The sequence below is a fragment of the Paenibacillus lentus genome (assembly GCF_042714055.1).
Classification (GTDB): Bacteria; Bacillota; Bacilli; order Paenibacillales; family Paenibacillaceae; genus Fontibacillus; species Fontibacillus lentus_A.
Genome location: NZ_JBHGVC010000017.1, coordinates 50,178 through 63,165, shown reverse-complemented (window position 1 = coordinate 63,165; position 12,988 = coordinate 50,178). Strand labels below are relative to the sequence as shown.

Sequence of the window (12,988 nt, the reverse complement as noted above, 5' to 3'; positions counted from 1 at the left end):
AGTTTCATACGAGAAAAGAAAATTTATTGCGGGAAGAAGTACTTGGAAGTGGACATATACCCGCAGAGTCAATTATCCCCAAGAAAGAGGGGGAGGGCTAAGAAGGAAAAAATGTCCGCTCCGAAGCAGCGGAATCTGAATGACAAGAATGCCAAGAGGTATTTCATTCAGCTGGTTAATACGAATTTCGGAGAAGATGACCTGCACGTCACCGTGACCTATGCCAAGGTGCCGGAGACGGTCGAGGAAGCAGAAAGGGAAGCTGCCAATTTTATCCGGCGAATATCGCACCGAAGGAAACGGGAAGGGCTCCCACCGCTCAAATACATACTTGTGACAGAATTCAGCAGCGGGAAGGGCGGGGAGAAGCCGACAAGAGTCCATCATCATATTGTCATGAATGCTGGATTGGATCGCGACACCATAGAAGACTTGTGGCGGAGGCCCCGGAGAAAGGGGCAGAAGGAAGGCGAGCGGATCGGGTTTGCCAATGCCGACCGATTGAAGCCGAATGATTACGGCCTGGAAGCCTTGGCCCGGTATCTGATGAAGAACCCGAACGGTAAGAAGCGGTGGAGTTCTTCACAAAATCTCGAAAAGCCAACCTGCAGAACAAACGATCATAAATATTCGCGCAGGCAAGTCGAACGGATCGTGAAGAATGAAATCGATAATCAAGATTTTTGGCGAAAGAAATACCCCGATTGGGATTTGACCGAGTGTAAGCCTGTCTATAACGAAATTACGGGATGGTCGGTTTATTTGAAACTACGAAGGGCGGCGGGAACATGAATATAGGATGGAATCCAGTGAGCAAGCCGAAGCACAAACGCGGGAAACCTACCCAAGGGCAGCATACGAAGATCACGCCAGTAGTACGTAAGGAAGTCCGGCGCCGGGCGGAGGAACATACGGGTTATCCGGTTTGCGGGCGTTGCAGCTGCAGCCAGCCCGAAGGATGGTTTGAGAATGCTCACCTAACCAATGCCAGCCAATATGGCAGCGGGCGGGTGCCTTGGAATATTGATCTTTTATGCGGCCCCAAGAACCTTACAGGCTCTTGTCACCAGTGGGTAGACGAAACGGAAGAGGGGCGGGATTGGAAAATACGAAGGCAAGCGGAATTATACATCTATTACACTACCGGCCCCGGTCGGAAGTATTGGAAGCAAGCGGGGGTGGTTACGTGAAAGAGGTTTGTTATTTTCCTCATGATTCGACTGCCCGTAACGATCCGAAAATATCAGCAATGCGCGGCGTGTACGGTGCCGAGGGGTATGGGTGGTATTGGATTTTGATTGAAATGATGCGGGAATCAGAAGGGTATCGGCTGGATATGCAAGCGAGATACGCCGTTAATGCATATGCCTCGCAGATGCACACCGACTATAGCACTGCTGAAACCTTCATAACCGCCTGCATCGAGTTTGGGCTGTTCCTCTCCGATGGAAAATACTTCTGGTGTCCGGCGCTTTGTCGCCGGATGGATGAGCAAAAGGCATCGGGATCCGGCAAGGGGAAGAGGAAACAGAAGCGGACTGAATATCCGCCGGACAGCACCTACTACAAAATGGCTGTTTACTTCAAGGAGAAAATTGACGCCATGGCTGCTGCCGAAGGACTTTCCCACCTTACTAACCGGACAAACCTCCAAGTGTGGGCGGATGATTTTAGAAAGCTGGTGGAGTTGGACAAGCATTCAGATACTGCACTTATCAAATCCGTAATGGACTGGGCTGTTAATCATCATTTCTGGAAAAGGAATGTCCTGAGTGCTGAGAAGTTCCGGGACAAGTTTCCCAAGCTCGTTTTGGAAATGCGCTCGAAACCGCCCGTGCAACAAAAGAGCTATCGCGGCGGGCATGTAGTAAAACCAGCAATCCCCATTGTCGAGAGTGTCACAGGGGGCGACCTGCCGACAGAAGAGGAAATGTCGGAGTACATGAAGCTTGCTGTTGCAATGCAGGCAAGAAAGCAGGGTGGATAATCGTGAGCCAGAGAAGAGCACCACCCATGATATAACCCGTTGTTCGCTAACAAATATGAATTTCTAGGAGTGATTAGTATGGAAATTGGAATTAGCTTGGATGAATTGGCCAATGGCGCCGCTCTTGAACTGTTTGAGCGAGAAATGCGAAAGGTTGCCGAAAACATCATCGATCCCAATACACCGTGGAAAGCCAAGCGCAAGATCGTACTTACTGTAACGATCAGCCCGGATAGACGCCGGGAAGCATCCGAGGTTGAGGTTGATGTGAAATCAACGCTCGCTGCGGTTAATGGGGTATCGACTCAAATTGCATTCGGTGTGGACGGGGAAGGGAAAGCGCAGTATGCGGAGCTGCTGTCCGGTGAGCGGAATCAATTTATGATCGATAAGGATGGGGGAATTGGCCGATGAGTATGGCCGGAAGGTTGACGAGGACGGAAAGCCGAAAGACGGCGGTAACGTTGTGAACTTTAAATAATCTATCAATTAAACTTTTAGGAGGAATTATACATGTCTATTATCAAGGAAGCTTTGCAATATATTAACTCATTGGCTCTTGGCAATGCAGAGGTGAAACAAGTTGGGGGGCAGATATTTAGCGGAAAAGAGTTAGCGCTCATTCCCGAGCCTACCGCTTCCACCCTAACTGTACGGAGTCTTTCCGGTCTAGTGGATTATCTAGTAAATAACTATGACAATTGGGGCCCAGTGCTGCTGCATGTTGAAAGTCCTACGGACGTCAAAGTCGTTAGCGGATTTAATCGAGATTATCGGCGGGATTGCCTAATCAGGGCGGAAGCGTTACTACCTACAATACCGTTTGAGCGCTTCCTGGACGTTGAAAACTTTAATATCCTACTCCAATCCTGCTTTGTTCCGACGGTCGATCGGGACTCGATTCTCAAAATCGTTGGCAACCTGAAAGAGGATAACGTAAAAACCACTGGTGATGACGGCGTGTCTCAAACGGTTACGGCTAAAACGGGCATTACCACGGTAGCGGACGTGGTTCTACCAAACCCCGCTGAACTAAAACCATTCCGGACGTTTATAGACATTCCGCAGCCTGCTTGTTCGTTTGTTTTCCGAATGCAGGAAGGCCCACGGGCGGGACTCTTTGAAGCAGACGGCGGGGCATGGAAACTCCAGGCCATGGCGAGCATTAAGGAATATTTGGTGGAAAACTTATCAGAGGAGATTGATAACGACTTTGTGACCATTATTGCCTAATGATGGCGGGCGGCTCCGGCTGCCCTCCCTTAAGGGGGATTACCGTATGCAGTGGCTAACCAAAAATCAAATGATGGACACCGGGAAGTCATGCTTTATACCGCAGGAGATTGAAGTTAATGGTGAATGGGTGGCATCCGGTCGGTGGTATGGGGCTGAACCTATAGCCGATATCCTCTTACCGCCAGGGCGATGTAAGCAACTAGGCTGCCCGGTTCGACCGAAAGAAAGTCCCGCTGCTTATATATACAAAGCAGCAGAAACAAGCGCATATCGTTATATTCCGCTCTACACAAGATTTATCGAAGATATAGACATAGATAAGGCAACCGAGTTGGAGAAGAAAGTTTTGAGTTATCGGCGGGGCGATGGAGTACGGGACATGAGTAAAGCGAAGGGAAGATGAGCAATGGGAATATATTTTATCGAAGTTCCGGTAGTAATGAAATTAATGATCAACTTGGAAGCAGAGAGCGAAGAAGAAGCCAGGGAAAAATTGTTTTCTGGTGACCTAAACATAGAGGTGAAAGACAGCGGCGATCAGTTGGAAATCCTTGATTGGGAATGGGATATGTATGATCAAGTAGTTCAGGGGAATGTGTATTACGGCAGTATTAACAAGTTGGAAATAACCAAGGAAGATTAGCTTTTCAGAACGGACGAAGAACGAAAGCGAGGGATAAAAACTATGGGAGCAGCGAAGAAGCCGGAGCGGATCGAAAATAATCCTTACCTTGGAGATATGGAACAGTTTGTTACCGAGAACGCCGGGCTTGTGTACTCTATAGCAGCTAAATTCAAGAATATTCAGGGTCATGACTACGAGGATATCGTGAGCGAGGGAATGATGGGATTGCTCCATGCTTACAGCAGGTTTGACCCGACGAAAACGGCTGCTAAGAGATTTTCCACTTATGCGGTGACGTGCATTCGGGGATACATCCTCCGCTACATTGATACCAAATATCGCATGATTCGCATTCCGGTGCATTTGTCTAGGCAGATAGAGCCGCCCAGGGTGCTATCACTGGACAAGAGTATGGGGTCAGAAGATACAGAACATCAATCAGCATCCTATAAGGATGTCCTGCTAGATGAGGACGACCATTCAAGGTTATTCGTCAATGAGTTTATTGACGGTCTGACGGATCGGCAGAAGGATATTGTTAAATACCTAATCGCCGGGCATACGGTGGCCGATATCGCGAGAGGATTTGGTGTAAAGCGCCAAGGGGTTTGGACATCTTTGCAAGTCATCAAAGAGCGATATGAGCAGGTGGGGCAGCTATGAATTGGCACGCTGCTAACCTCGCTCAGCTTTACGAGATAGCTTTTAATGATCCAGGAGCTAATGCTGTCCATAAGCAAGCTGCAGCAGAAGAGATTCAACGTCGAATAAGGAAGAAGCACGTGAATGCGAACCACAAGATTAAGAAGGTATATCCGAAGTAATCACGCCGAGGGAAAAGGGTGCGGCGGCGGGTTGTCATACCCACGAGACGGAACGAGTGTTCCTATTCAACTAGGGGGAGAGTGTAAATGAGAGAAATTATCGTTGATAACTTCGCTGGTGGAGGCGGAGCCAGCACAGGGATTGAACTCGCAACTGGCCGGAGCGTAGATATTGCAATCAATCATGATCCAGCGGCTATCTCTATGCACCGCGTTAATCATCCGGAGACCAAACATTATCGCGAGGATGTATGGGGAGTCGATCCCCGGGAAGTCACCGGCGGACGCCCGGTAGGGCTCGCTTGGTTCTCGCCGGATTGTACGCATCACAGTATAGCACGTGGCGGCAAGCCTCGCGAGAAGAATATTCGGGGACTGGCGTGGGTAGCGGTTCGCTGGGCAGCAACGGTACAACCGAGAGTAATAATTATCGAAAACGTTGAGGAGTTTGTTTCATGGGGGCCGCTGGATAAGGACGGGTATCCGATCAAGGAGCAGGCTGGGAGAACCTTCAACACATTCATAAACGCGATGCGCCGCCAAGGATATAAGGCGGAGTGGCGTGAGCTGCGGGCATGCGATTACGGGGCTCCGACAATACGTAAAAGGCTTTTTATTATTCTTAGACGAGACGGGAGGCCGATTGTCTGGCCGGAGCCAACGCACGGCGCACCGGACAGTCCGGAAGTAATCTCCGGCAAACGGAAACCATGGCGCACGGCAGCGGAGATCATCGACTGGTCTATTCCATGCCCATCGATTTTCGAACGAAAGAAACCGTTGGCTGAGAATACTCAACGCCGGATTGCCCGGGGGCTACAGCGTTTCATACTGGATAACCCGAATCCATTCATTGCCCCATTTGTCGTCAAGGTAAATCACCATGGGGAACAATTCCGGGGGCAGCCCATCGATGAGCCGCTTCAAACGGTTACGGCAAAGAATGGTTGGGGAATTGTTACACCGATCCTTGGTGTGAACACAACGGGCCACCCTGGCAGTACTCCTACAGAACCTTTACGAACGGTAACAACTGGCGGTCACCATATGCTAGTTAGCCCAACAATGATTCAGATGGGTTACACAGAGCGGGAAGGCCAGGCACCGAGGGTGCTTGATTTGGAAAAGCCGCTCGGCACGATCACGGCTCAAGGCAATAAATTCGCTCTGGCTACTGCTTTTCTTGCTAAGCATTACGGCGGGAACTATACGGGGCCGGGGACAGATTTGGAAGATCCGTTATCGACAATCACGACAGTAGACCATAATGCACTGGTTACAGCTCACATCGCCCGACATTTCGGGGAGTCCGTAGGGAGCCCGCTGGACGATCCTATAGGCACCGTCACGGCAGGGGGAGGCGGGAAATCAGCTCTTGTTACTAGTCATTTAATTAAAATGCGAGGGACAAATATCGGGCATGCAGCAACCGAACCAGTCCATACAACAACAGCCGGCGGGCTACATATCGGAGAGGTCAGGGCCTTCCTGCTGAAATATTACGGCAGCGCCGACAACGGCCAGGAGCTCAATGACCCGTTGCACACAATCACCACAAAAGACCGATTTGGCTTGGTCACGATCCATGGGGTGGATTATCAAATAGTCGATATTGGTATGCGGATGCTAGAGCCACATGAATTGTTCGCAGCTCAAGGGTTTCCGTCGAACTACATCATAGACGTGGATGCTGATGGTAAGAAGTATTCTAAGAGCGCCCAGGTAGCCCGTTGCGGCAATGCTGTACCTCCACCGTTCGCGGAGGCGTTGGTTCGAGCCAATCTGCCGGAGTTGTGCGTGGGATCCGGCAGATCACTAACATTTGAACGATACAAACGAGCAGCGGGGCAATTGGAGTTTAGCCTTTAAGAAGATAACAGATTTGGATGATTATCGAAATGACATCTTTGAGAACAGAAAAGATAGTTTTGCGATTATCCTTTAATTTTTTCAGTGTTTTTTTCATATAGCATTCCTCCATATTGTGTATTGAGAGAAGCTGTTTATCCAGCTGCAACGTAACAATCGCCATATTCAGTTCTTTTGTTGCGATAGTTTTGAAATTACTCCGAGGGGAGGGATTTGATTTGATCATCAAAGGAGACTGCATGAAGATCATGCCGGAGCTCGCCGCCGAATCATTTGATACATGCGTTACATCACCGCCATATTGGGGGCTACGGGATTACGGCATACCACCGAGCGAATGGCCGGAGGTAACATATTCGCCCATGGCCGGACTTCCGCCAATAACCGTTCCAGCCTGGGAAGGCTGCCTAGGACTGGAACCTACGCCGGAAATGTTCGTCGCTCATATGGTGCTGGTATTTCGGGAAGTGTGGAGACTGCTTCGCAAGGATGGGACGCTATGGGTTAATTTCGGAGATAGCTACGCATCAAGTCCAGCGAATAAACAAGATGAAAATTGGACGGATCCAGCCAACCCGAAGAAGGGGGGGCGGGTGCTGGATCCGTTCGGCGGATCAGGCACAACGTTGAAGGTTGCCCACGAAAATAATCGGGAATGTACAATCATTGAACTAGGAGAACAGTATGTAGAAATCGCTGAGCTAAGAACGGCGGTTGTTCAGCCGGTTTTGAATATATAGCACAAGGAGGCTAATACCTCCTGAAAGGATGAATGAATAATGCCCTATGAGTGCATGAATGTCGGAATAAAGCTCAATATGCGAGCAGATCCAAGAGCAAAGCGGAGATCAGCCGAAATGGTAGAAGCAGGGCAGCGCTGGGAATTTATCAGGGGTATGTATGGGAATGTTTATGAAGTTATAGATAACCAAAGGTTCCGCTGGTACAGGCAAGATCGTCCTGTTGATGGTCAGATTGATTTATTCGAAGGATCATTACCTTTCAAATGTGATTATTGCGGCAATATCGTCGATCAAATTAGCTGGGTGAACTACAAATGCGTTTACTGGTATCTCACTCGACCCAAATTACCTAATCCTGCATGGAAACGCACTGATTTCGTTATCAAGTTCGCATGCTGCAGCAATTGCAAACAACGAGAATTACCAATTCCAAAGGATTTAATCGGATACCATATGACGGAATTGTACCAGGATGGCATAAAGGTGTTTGAACAGGAAAGACGTCTTTAGAGGGGAGAGGTAAGCATGGATAAAAATGAATTTGAACTTATTTCAACGATTAATGGATTCGACATTTGCGAAAGAGGTAATGGGTACAGGGTTTTTCATTCTGATTACCAACAGCCATTTATAGCGGATTTTTCGAGTTTAAAAGAAGCGGAAGAGTTTTGCAGAACAGAGAATGCAGATGACTGGGTTAGAGGGGAGGAATAAAAGATGTCTGAAAAAGGAAGCTATGCACATGTAGGGCTGCCCGGATTGCGGGAATTGTTTGCTGGAGGCGGGAAAGGGATGAAAGAAGAACGTGAAATCAGAGTAACGCTACATGACGGATCAGAGGTTGTATTTAATACAGGGGATCGGGTGCTGTTTCAAGCATCAACGCCCGGGGCGATACCATTAGCGGTGGATGCAGATACGATTGCAGACGATCTGCTGCTGACGCTGGAACAGGCTAATCAGAAACTTTCTGCCAATTCAGCGGCTATACAAGGGCTGCGAGAATTGCTGAAACAAACTATCACAAAGCTCCCTGATGAACTATATCAAAAAGCTGCTGAATATGACCTGATTAAATCGGGGGATCATCCGGATTGGGCATTACGCTCAACGGAAGATTTACGAGACATTAACTTTCTAGAGCAACAACTTACCGAATGGAGAGCGCAGGCTGAAGCAAAGATTCTGTTTGTTTCGAATGGAAACAACGAAAGAATGTACGAGCTTCAGGAGGATAATTTGGCACTACGTAAAGCACTAGAAGAACAACGTCCTGAAGTCCGCTGGTTTGCAGATCGGATGGAAGCAAAGCTAAAGGAGAACGACTATAAGCGCGGATGGGATCATGATCGATACAGCTTCTTTCTAAAAAAAATCGAGAGTAGATTACATGATCTTTCATCCGCTGTCGCAAATGTTATGTGCTGGAATGAACGTGATGACCTTACCTCTCGCGAGGTAGACAGGCTCATTGACAGTGCGGCGAACTTAGCCAACTACGCCATGATGATTGCTAATAAAGCCAGAAAAGAGTTAGGGGAAGGTGACAAAGATGGCAACTAAAAAGATTGAGATCCCATCTGTGGTGCTGCTGGAAAGCCTGGGACACGTCAATTGCGAGTTAGTAGACATAGATATAGAGGGTGGCGTGGTCAATTTAACCGTGCTGGAAGGTGATAAGCAATGAAAGACTTACTCGAAGAAGGCATTTGTCCAGCTTGCGGCGGGGAGATTACACACTGGAACCAAGGGATATACGAATGCGCGGAATGCGGTGCAATGATACCGTGTGAGGAGGATGAGGAATGATCTATGAAGCTGAATATAGAAACGGATGCAAGACGATAGTTCTGGATTTTAACGAGATTGTGGCGTTTGTTAGGGATACACATGTTGGAGCGCGTGTTACTGTGTGGCAAAACGGAAATCGGATTATGGAGTTTGAGGTTATTTAGCCCCTATACGGCTATAGAAGTGTAGACACATATTTCAGGAAGGGGAGGGCTCACGTGTTAACCAAAGACAAAATTTTAGCTATGACACCACAAGAGTTGGCAGAGGCTACAGCGGTTCGTGTGATGGGTTGGGGCGCCGTTAAATCAAATTGGAATCCCGCATTTGACATGCTAGACGCGATGAGTATTGCTGAGCGGGTTCAAAGAAAAACACTTCATTTCCACTTAGAAAAGGACGCAACGATGATGTGGGTGTCAAGTTTTTACGCAGGCAGTCATTATGCGCGGGCAAGCACAGCTACAAAAGCGATAAGCAGAGCTGCTCTATTAGCGCTTGGGGATGGTGTGAATGGTAATTAAGCCAGGTGGGTTATTGGAGAAAGCTATGAAAACGAGCAAGTCCAGAATATGCCAGAATCGCGGAAATCTCGTACAGGTAAGCGAAACTGCGCTTGGATGTGCCGCCCACGACAAGCTTATTATGCCTAATTACCCTCCATACCATGGAGGTGGAAGTGGAAATTGTAAGGATTGGAAAGACAAAGGCCACCAATAAACCAAAGGGAGAGATAAAGAGTATGGCAAGCAGGGAAGTGTCAAAATTGCTTAATAGGGCAGGCCTTTGGGAGACACGATCAAAGCAAGCTGCCGCAAAAGGTGATCATAACAGGGCTGGCAGACTTAGAACAAAAGCGTTACAGCTTGCAACCGAAGCCCGTAGGCTCGAAGAAAAAGGGAAAGTAGAAGATTAGGCCGCAGGCCCTCGACTCGACCGAATATGCTTAGGCGTAGCCGGGGGCCGTAAAGCCTTAATCAGGTTGAGCCATCAAATCGGCTTCGAAATCGTCCACAATACCTTGTGCAGTATCAGGTAGTAATCCCAAGACGGTCGTAAAGTAATAAAACATATGAGCATAAAGAGTATCAAACGTACGCATTTCAGCGGCATTAGCCGGGTCGCTTAATATGTATTGCATGTGTTGTTTAACTAACATACTGGTTTCGGATCGCATTATATCACCTCTTAATAGATATCCTCACCTATCTTAATATACGAACTCGGAATTTTATAGAGGTTTATTTTGTTAGATTTTGTCGAGCAAAGCTATTCAAGGAGGTATACCAATGGAAAAGTTTACTGGTTACTACGAATTTAACAATGCAGAGTACTATGCCTTAATCAAAGTTACATCGAAATATAACCTTATGTTTAACGCTATGAAACTTTATATAGAGCATGTCGGCGGTTACGACAATCTCGATCATATGCGCATCGAAAAAGCACACCCAACAAAGATTAGCGAAGACGAGGCGCTACTAAAGTTTATAAAATGTGAGCCGCACCAAGATATGAGAGTTAGGGAAGTAATGCAGGTGTTTAAATCAGCAGATAATTCAGTCTTAATCGTTGACGAATCCTTACTTTAGGGGAGGTATATACATGAGTGAGTATAAATTCAGAGCATTCTATAAGCCGCTTAAAAAAATGATCCAACCGAATGAATTAGAGAGTATAAACTTCGACACGAAAATAGTCGGTGTATACATGCCGCACGAGGGTAGGGGATATCACAAATTACGTTTGTCGGATTTTGTCCTGATGCAATATACAGGAGTACATGACGACATCGATGACCAAGCAGAATTTTATGAAGGTGACATTGCGGAAGTAGAGTACGAAGGACAGAAACATATTTGCGAAGTACAGTATTGCGGCAGCGGGTATATGTTTGTTGCTGACAGTCTACCAGACGGATACTTATGGTTCTCTTATTTTATCGAATTTGACCGTAAATATTGCTGGGCAGAAGGCACTAAAAAGCTAGGCGACATTTACACCAATCCAGAGCTATTGGGAGGTTAGAGATTGATGGATAACAGAAGGCTAATAGATGCGGAAAAGTTAAAACTATGGATTTTGCAAAATGATGCGGCAGAAGCGTTTATGGAGTCCGAGGAATCGAGCGATGCCTATTCAAACTTATGCTTTGCGATAGATAACGGAGAATTCGACCCCGACCCCATCCCACCAGCCATAAAGCCGGGAGATACAACAACGATCAAATTCAATTGTAGAGAATGTGATTTTGAGTGTGTTGTGCAGTATGATTCAGAAGTTTTTGTTGATATTGACAAAGGCCATTGTCCACATTGCGGCAATGCAGATGCAGTTGATTTGGAGGTTATATCCCATGACTAAACAGGGCAGGGACTGGCAAAAGGATATGGAGATCATCCAGGGATACAAATCTTCCGAAGACTACAATCCAAAATATGAAAAAACACTATTAGGCACTCCTGTTGTAGACGTTTTGGAATATTACATCAATCAAGCCATGGGGTTGAGCCTGCGAGTGGAAGAGTACATCTATAAATCTGTAGCAGAGAAAGAACGTGCAGATAAGGCAGAAAGCCAAATTGAATCAATTAAAAATCAATGGGAGGCCTTAACATCCCTTTACCCAGAGAAGGAGACAAAGACATTCACCTTTGATGCAATTATCCATGTTTATGACGGAATAAGGACAACTGTCCAAAAGCCAAGGCTAAAGGTTGAGGCAGAGTCAGAAAAAGATGCTGAAAAGAAGTTGAGCCGGAGGATACAAGATAATTATAAAATTTCGTCGCACCTATCAATTAGCAGCTTACAACTGGAATTGGTTGAGGAAGGAGAAGCGAAATGACCAGATTAAAATTCTCCATGCTGTCTATTGCTTTCTACCTGATTATTGCTTTTAGTTGGCGATTCTATGAGGTTTGGAGATTCGGCGCACCAACACCGGACATATTTCACTCCTTATCGCAACCGCTTTGAGCGTGTCGTTAGCAGCAAATGTAGATTTATTACGAGATTTGGCTAAGAGAGAGGAAAAGGAGAATAGAGCTGTATGGCGAGAATGAGCACGCCGGAAGAGATCCGGAAAAGCATTTTGGACATGAGAAGGATATATCATGACTTGTCCGATGATAGATTTGCAGCACGCTACAACAAAAGATACAAGGTTCCAGTTGATGCAATAAAGAGAGTGCTTCAAGAGGAGGCGGGAAATAATGTCAACCGTAGCAACGGTATCAGCAGAGCAAAAGGTAATTAAGGAACTTACTGAGTACAGGGACGACATGGATAGAATACGTGTGCTGCAGACATACCCAGTGGGTGGCGGGATTACAGTAAGCCGCTTGAACGAGGATGATCAACTCCAAGACCTTCACAGGCAGTTGCGCAGGTTACCAACATACATGTACCTTAATGGCCACGAGCAGAAACTAGAGAAAACCGCAACTGCGTACCTGATCAGGCATCCGGCGGGAACCAAGGCTCAAAAGCGGGCAGTTGAAGAGTGTGTAACGGTCGATGACGAAGACAAAAGGCACTTGGAAGAAGTAATCCAGAAAATAGAGAAAGTAGTCAAGGCTCGCACGGGGCGGCGGGGCGACATTGAAAAGGTGCTGGATCAGCTTGCGGAATATCAGGATTTGATATCCAAGTCAGCGAGAATTGATAGCGTGCTGCTAGTTTTAAAGAGAAGGCATCCGCACTTTGAAAAGTTAATCAGACTGCGATATATCGAAAAAAAAGAGGTAACCGACATATGCGAAGCATTAGGCGTTGTGGAGAAGACTTACTTCCGCTGGCGCATAAAAGCGGTCGAAGAATACGCCAAATTAGCTGGATTTTAAGAAAAGTCCAGTAAGTTGTCCAGTAAGATGTCCAGTGAGCAGGGGAGTTCAAGCCGTTAAAAAGGTGA

Annotated in this window: 27 protein-coding genes; 26 read left to right on the top strand and 1 reads right to left on the bottom strand. The window is 47.0% G+C overall.

Going from position 1 to position 12,988, the window contains the following annotated elements:
• The first annotated feature begins 111 nt into the window (after positions 1–111).
• From ACE3MQ_RS25010 to ACE3MQ_RS24920, 19 genes are all read left to right on the top strand, one after another.
• Positions 112–792 carry a rolling circle replication-associated protein gene (locus ACE3MQ_RS25010; protein WP_379397904.1) on the top strand — a complete coding sequence of 227 codons (681 nt, stop codon included), beginning with the start codon at positions 112–114 and terminating at the stop codon, positions 790–792.
• A complete protein-coding gene (locus ACE3MQ_RS25005) occupies positions 789–1,190 on the top strand; it encodes a hypothetical protein (RefSeq protein WP_379397902.1) in 402 nt (133 codons plus the stop codon). The genes ACE3MQ_RS25010 and ACE3MQ_RS25005 overlap by 4 nt, the downstream gene beginning before the upstream one ends.
• Positions 1,187–1,987, top strand: coding sequence for a DUF4373 domain-containing protein (locus ACE3MQ_RS25000; RefSeq protein WP_379397900.1), 801 nt, complete (start codon positions 1,187–1,189; stop codon positions 1,985–1,987). The genes ACE3MQ_RS25005 and ACE3MQ_RS25000 overlap by 4 nt, the downstream gene beginning before the upstream one ends.
• Positions 1,988–2,065: 78 nt before the next feature.
• Positions 2,066–2,401, top strand: coding sequence for a replication terminator protein (locus ACE3MQ_RS24995; protein WP_379397898.1), 336 nt, complete (start codon positions 2,066–2,068; stop codon positions 2,399–2,401).
• Between the two features lie 99 nt (positions 2,402–2,500).
• On the top strand, positions 2,501–3,220 hold the full coding sequence (locus tag ACE3MQ_RS24990) for a hypothetical protein (protein WP_379397896.1): 720 nt from the start codon (positions 2,501–2,503) through the stop codon (positions 3,218–3,220).
• Positions 3,221–3,266: 46 nt separating this feature from the next.
• On the top strand, positions 3,267–3,626 hold the full coding sequence (locus ACE3MQ_RS24985; RefSeq protein WP_379397894.1) for a hypothetical protein: 360 nt from the start codon (positions 3,267–3,269) through the stop codon (positions 3,624–3,626).
• Positions 3,627–3,629: 3 nt separating this feature from the next.
• Positions 3,630–3,866, top strand: coding sequence for a hypothetical protein (locus ACE3MQ_RS24980; protein WP_379397892.1), 237 nt, complete (start codon positions 3,630–3,632; stop codon positions 3,864–3,866).
• A 42-nt stretch (positions 3,867–3,908) separates the two neighbouring features.
• Positions 3,909–4,511, top strand: a complete 603-nt coding sequence (locus ACE3MQ_RS24975; RefSeq protein WP_379397890.1) for a sigma-70 family RNA polymerase sigma factor — start codon at positions 3,909–3,911, stop codon at positions 4,509–4,511.
• The gene (locus ACE3MQ_RS24970) at positions 4,508–4,672 is read left to right on the top strand and encodes a hypothetical protein (protein WP_379397888.1); all 165 of its coding nucleotides are present in this window, start codon (positions 4,508–4,510) and stop codon (positions 4,670–4,672) included. The genes ACE3MQ_RS24975 and ACE3MQ_RS24970 overlap by 4 nt, the downstream gene beginning before the upstream one ends.
• Before the next feature lie 87 nt (positions 4,673–4,759).
• Complete coding sequence (locus ACE3MQ_RS24965; RefSeq protein WP_379397886.1) at positions 4,760–6,541, top strand: DNA cytosine methyltransferase; 1,782 nt, start codon at positions 4,760–4,762, stop codon at positions 6,539–6,541.
• A 218-nt stretch (positions 6,542–6,759) separates the two neighbouring features.
• A complete protein-coding gene (locus ACE3MQ_RS24960) occupies positions 6,760–7,281 on the top strand; it encodes a DNA methyltransferase (protein ID WP_379397884.1) in 522 nt (173 codons plus the stop codon).
• 117 nt (positions 7,282–7,398) lie between these two features.
• Positions 7,399–7,794 carry a hypothetical protein gene (locus ACE3MQ_RS24955; RefSeq protein ID WP_379397882.1) on the top strand — a complete coding sequence of 132 codons (396 nt, stop codon included), beginning with the start codon at positions 7,399–7,401 and terminating at the stop codon, positions 7,792–7,794.
• Positions 7,795–7,809: 15 nt separating this feature from the next.
• A complete protein-coding gene (locus ACE3MQ_RS24950) occupies positions 7,810–7,998 on the top strand; it encodes a hypothetical protein (RefSeq protein WP_379397880.1) in 189 nt (62 codons plus the stop codon).
• Positions 7,999–8,001: 3 nt separating this feature from the next.
• Positions 8,002–8,847 carry a hypothetical protein gene (locus ACE3MQ_RS24945; RefSeq protein ID WP_379397878.1) on the top strand — a complete coding sequence of 282 codons (846 nt, stop codon included), beginning with the start codon at positions 8,002–8,004 and terminating at the stop codon, positions 8,845–8,847.
• Positions 8,837–8,971, top strand: coding sequence for a hypothetical protein (locus ACE3MQ_RS24940; RefSeq protein ID WP_379397876.1), 135 nt, complete (start codon positions 8,837–8,839; stop codon positions 8,969–8,971). Before ACE3MQ_RS24945 ends, ACE3MQ_RS24940 begins: the two co-directional genes overlap by 11 nt.
• Complete coding sequence (locus ACE3MQ_RS24935; protein ID WP_379397874.1) at positions 8,968–9,093, top strand: hypothetical protein; 126 nt, start codon at positions 8,968–8,970, stop codon at positions 9,091–9,093. The genes ACE3MQ_RS24940 and ACE3MQ_RS24935 overlap by 4 nt, the downstream gene beginning before the upstream one ends.
• Complete coding sequence (locus ACE3MQ_RS24930) at positions 9,090–9,239, top strand: hypothetical protein (protein WP_379397872.1); 150 nt, start codon at positions 9,090–9,092, stop codon at positions 9,237–9,239. Before ACE3MQ_RS24935 ends, ACE3MQ_RS24930 begins: the two co-directional genes overlap by 4 nt.
• Before the next feature lie 54 nt (positions 9,240–9,293).
• On the top strand, positions 9,294–9,599 hold the full coding sequence (locus tag ACE3MQ_RS24925; RefSeq protein WP_379397870.1) for a BC1872 family protein: 306 nt from the start codon (positions 9,294–9,296) through the stop codon (positions 9,597–9,599).
• Between the two features lie 155 nt (positions 9,600–9,754).
• Positions 9,755–9,991, top strand: a complete 237-nt coding sequence (locus ACE3MQ_RS24920) for a hypothetical protein (protein WP_379397868.1) — start codon at positions 9,755–9,757, stop codon at positions 9,989–9,991.
• A gap of 57 nt (positions 9,992–10,048) precedes the next feature.
• On the opposite strand, the gene ACE3MQ_RS24915 is transcribed toward ACE3MQ_RS24920, so the two are convergent.
• A complete protein-coding gene (locus tag ACE3MQ_RS24915) occupies positions 10,049–10,252 on the bottom strand; it encodes a hypothetical protein (protein ID WP_379397866.1) in 204 nt (67 codons plus the stop codon).
• 112 nt (positions 10,253–10,364) lie between these two features.
• Here ACE3MQ_RS24915 and ACE3MQ_RS24910 point away from each other — a divergent pair, with 112 nt between their 5' ends.
• From ACE3MQ_RS24910 to ACE3MQ_RS24880, 7 genes are all read left to right on the top strand, one after another.
• Positions 10,365–10,667, top strand: coding sequence for a hypothetical protein (locus ACE3MQ_RS24910; protein WP_379397864.1), 303 nt, complete (start codon positions 10,365–10,367; stop codon positions 10,665–10,667).
• 13 nt (positions 10,668–10,680) lie between these two features.
• On the top strand, positions 10,681–11,103 hold the full coding sequence (locus ACE3MQ_RS24905; protein ID WP_379397862.1) for a YopX family protein: 423 nt from the start codon (positions 10,681–10,683) through the stop codon (positions 11,101–11,103).
• A 3-nt stretch (positions 11,104–11,106) separates the two neighbouring features.
• Positions 11,107–11,439: a hypothetical protein gene (locus ACE3MQ_RS24900; RefSeq protein ID WP_379397860.1), complete on the top strand. Its 333-nt coding sequence runs from the start codon at positions 11,107–11,109 to the stop codon at positions 11,437–11,439.
• Positions 11,432–11,923, top strand: a complete 492-nt coding sequence (locus ACE3MQ_RS24895; protein WP_379397858.1) for a hypothetical protein — start codon at positions 11,432–11,434, stop codon at positions 11,921–11,923. Before ACE3MQ_RS24900 ends, ACE3MQ_RS24895 begins: the two co-directional genes overlap by 8 nt.
• Positions 11,920–12,054, top strand: coding sequence for a hypothetical protein (locus ACE3MQ_RS24890; RefSeq protein ID WP_379397856.1), 135 nt, complete (start codon positions 11,920–11,922; stop codon positions 12,052–12,054). The genes ACE3MQ_RS24895 and ACE3MQ_RS24890 overlap by 4 nt, the downstream gene beginning before the upstream one ends.
• 73 nt (positions 12,055–12,127) lie before the next feature.
• Positions 12,128–12,334, top strand: coding sequence for a hypothetical protein (locus ACE3MQ_RS24885; RefSeq protein WP_379397854.1), 207 nt, complete (start codon positions 12,128–12,130; stop codon positions 12,332–12,334).
• Positions 12,291–12,920: a DUF1492 domain-containing protein gene (locus ACE3MQ_RS24880; protein ID WP_379397852.1), complete on the top strand. Its 630-nt coding sequence runs from the start codon at positions 12,291–12,293 to the stop codon at positions 12,918–12,920. Before ACE3MQ_RS24885 ends, ACE3MQ_RS24880 begins: the two co-directional genes overlap by 44 nt.
• The last annotated feature ends 68 nt before the right edge of the window (positions 12,921–12,988 follow it).

Bases quoted from the DNA above. Each gene is read 5' to 3' on its own strand.
- ACE3MQ_RS25010 (WP_379397904.1), top strand. From the start codon at position 112: ATGTCCGCTCCGAAGCAGCGGAATCTGAATGACAAGAATGCCAAGAGG.
- ACE3MQ_RS25005 (WP_379397902.1), top strand. From the start codon at position 789: ATGAATATAGGATGGAATCCAGTGAGCAAGCCGAAGCACAAACGCGGG.
- ACE3MQ_RS24995 (WP_379397898.1), top strand. From the start codon at position 2,066: ATGGAAATTGGAATTAGCTTGGATGAATTGGCCAATGGCGCCGCTCTT.
- ACE3MQ_RS24990 (WP_379397896.1), top strand. From the start codon at position 2,501: ATGTCTATTATCAAGGAAGCTTTGCAATATATTAACTCATTGGCTCTT.
- ACE3MQ_RS24985 (WP_379397894.1), top strand. From the start codon at position 3,267: ATGCAGTGGCTAACCAAAAATCAAATGATGGACACCGGGAAGTCATGC.
- ACE3MQ_RS24980 (WP_379397892.1), top strand. From the start codon at position 3,630: ATGGGAATATATTTTATCGAAGTTCCGGTAGTAATGAAATTAATGATC.
- ACE3MQ_RS24975 (WP_379397890.1), top strand. From the start codon at position 3,909: ATGGGAGCAGCGAAGAAGCCGGAGCGGATCGAAAATAATCCTTACCTT.
- ACE3MQ_RS24970 (WP_379397888.1), top strand. From the start codon at position 4,508: ATGAATTGGCACGCTGCTAACCTCGCTCAGCTTTACGAGATAGCTTTT.
- ACE3MQ_RS24965 (WP_379397886.1), top strand. From the start codon at position 4,760: ATGAGAGAAATTATCGTTGATAACTTCGCTGGTGGAGGCGGAGCCAGC.
- ACE3MQ_RS24955 (WP_379397882.1), top strand. From the start codon at position 7,399: ATGGTAGAAGCAGGGCAGCGCTGGGAATTTATCAGGGGTATGTATGGG.
- ACE3MQ_RS24950 (WP_379397880.1), top strand. From the start codon at position 7,810: ATGGATAAAAATGAATTTGAACTTATTTCAACGATTAATGGATTCGAC.
- ACE3MQ_RS24945 (WP_379397878.1), top strand. From the start codon at position 8,002: ATGTCTGAAAAAGGAAGCTATGCACATGTAGGGCTGCCCGGATTGCGG.
- ACE3MQ_RS24940 (WP_379397876.1), top strand. From the start codon at position 8,837: ATGGCAACTAAAAAGATTGAGATCCCATCTGTGGTGCTGCTGGAAAGC.
- ACE3MQ_RS24935 (WP_379397874.1), top strand. From the start codon at position 8,968: ATGAAAGACTTACTCGAAGAAGGCATTTGTCCAGCTTGCGGCGGGGAG.
- ACE3MQ_RS24930 (WP_379397872.1), top strand. From the start codon at position 9,090: ATGATCTATGAAGCTGAATATAGAAACGGATGCAAGACGATAGTTCTG.
- ACE3MQ_RS24915 (WP_379397866.1), bottom strand. From the start codon at position 10,252: ATGCGATCCGAAACCAGTATGTTAGTTAAACAACACATGCAATACATA.
- ACE3MQ_RS24910 (WP_379397864.1), top strand. From the start codon at position 10,365: ATGGAAAAGTTTACTGGTTACTACGAATTTAACAATGCAGAGTACTAT.
- ACE3MQ_RS24905 (WP_379397862.1), top strand. From the start codon at position 10,681: ATGAGTGAGTATAAATTCAGAGCATTCTATAAGCCGCTTAAAAAAATG.
- ACE3MQ_RS24895 (WP_379397858.1), top strand. From the start codon at position 11,432: ATGACTAAACAGGGCAGGGACTGGCAAAAGGATATGGAGATCATCCAG.
- ACE3MQ_RS24890 (WP_379397856.1), top strand. From the start codon at position 11,920: ATGACCAGATTAAAATTCTCCATGCTGTCTATTGCTTTCTACCTGATT.
- ACE3MQ_RS24885 (WP_379397854.1), top strand. From the start codon at position 12,128: ATGGCGAGAATGAGCACGCCGGAAGAGATCCGGAAAAGCATTTTGGAC.
- ACE3MQ_RS24880 (WP_379397852.1), top strand. From the start codon at position 12,291: ATGTCAACCGTAGCAACGGTATCAGCAGAGCAAAAGGTAATTAAGGAA.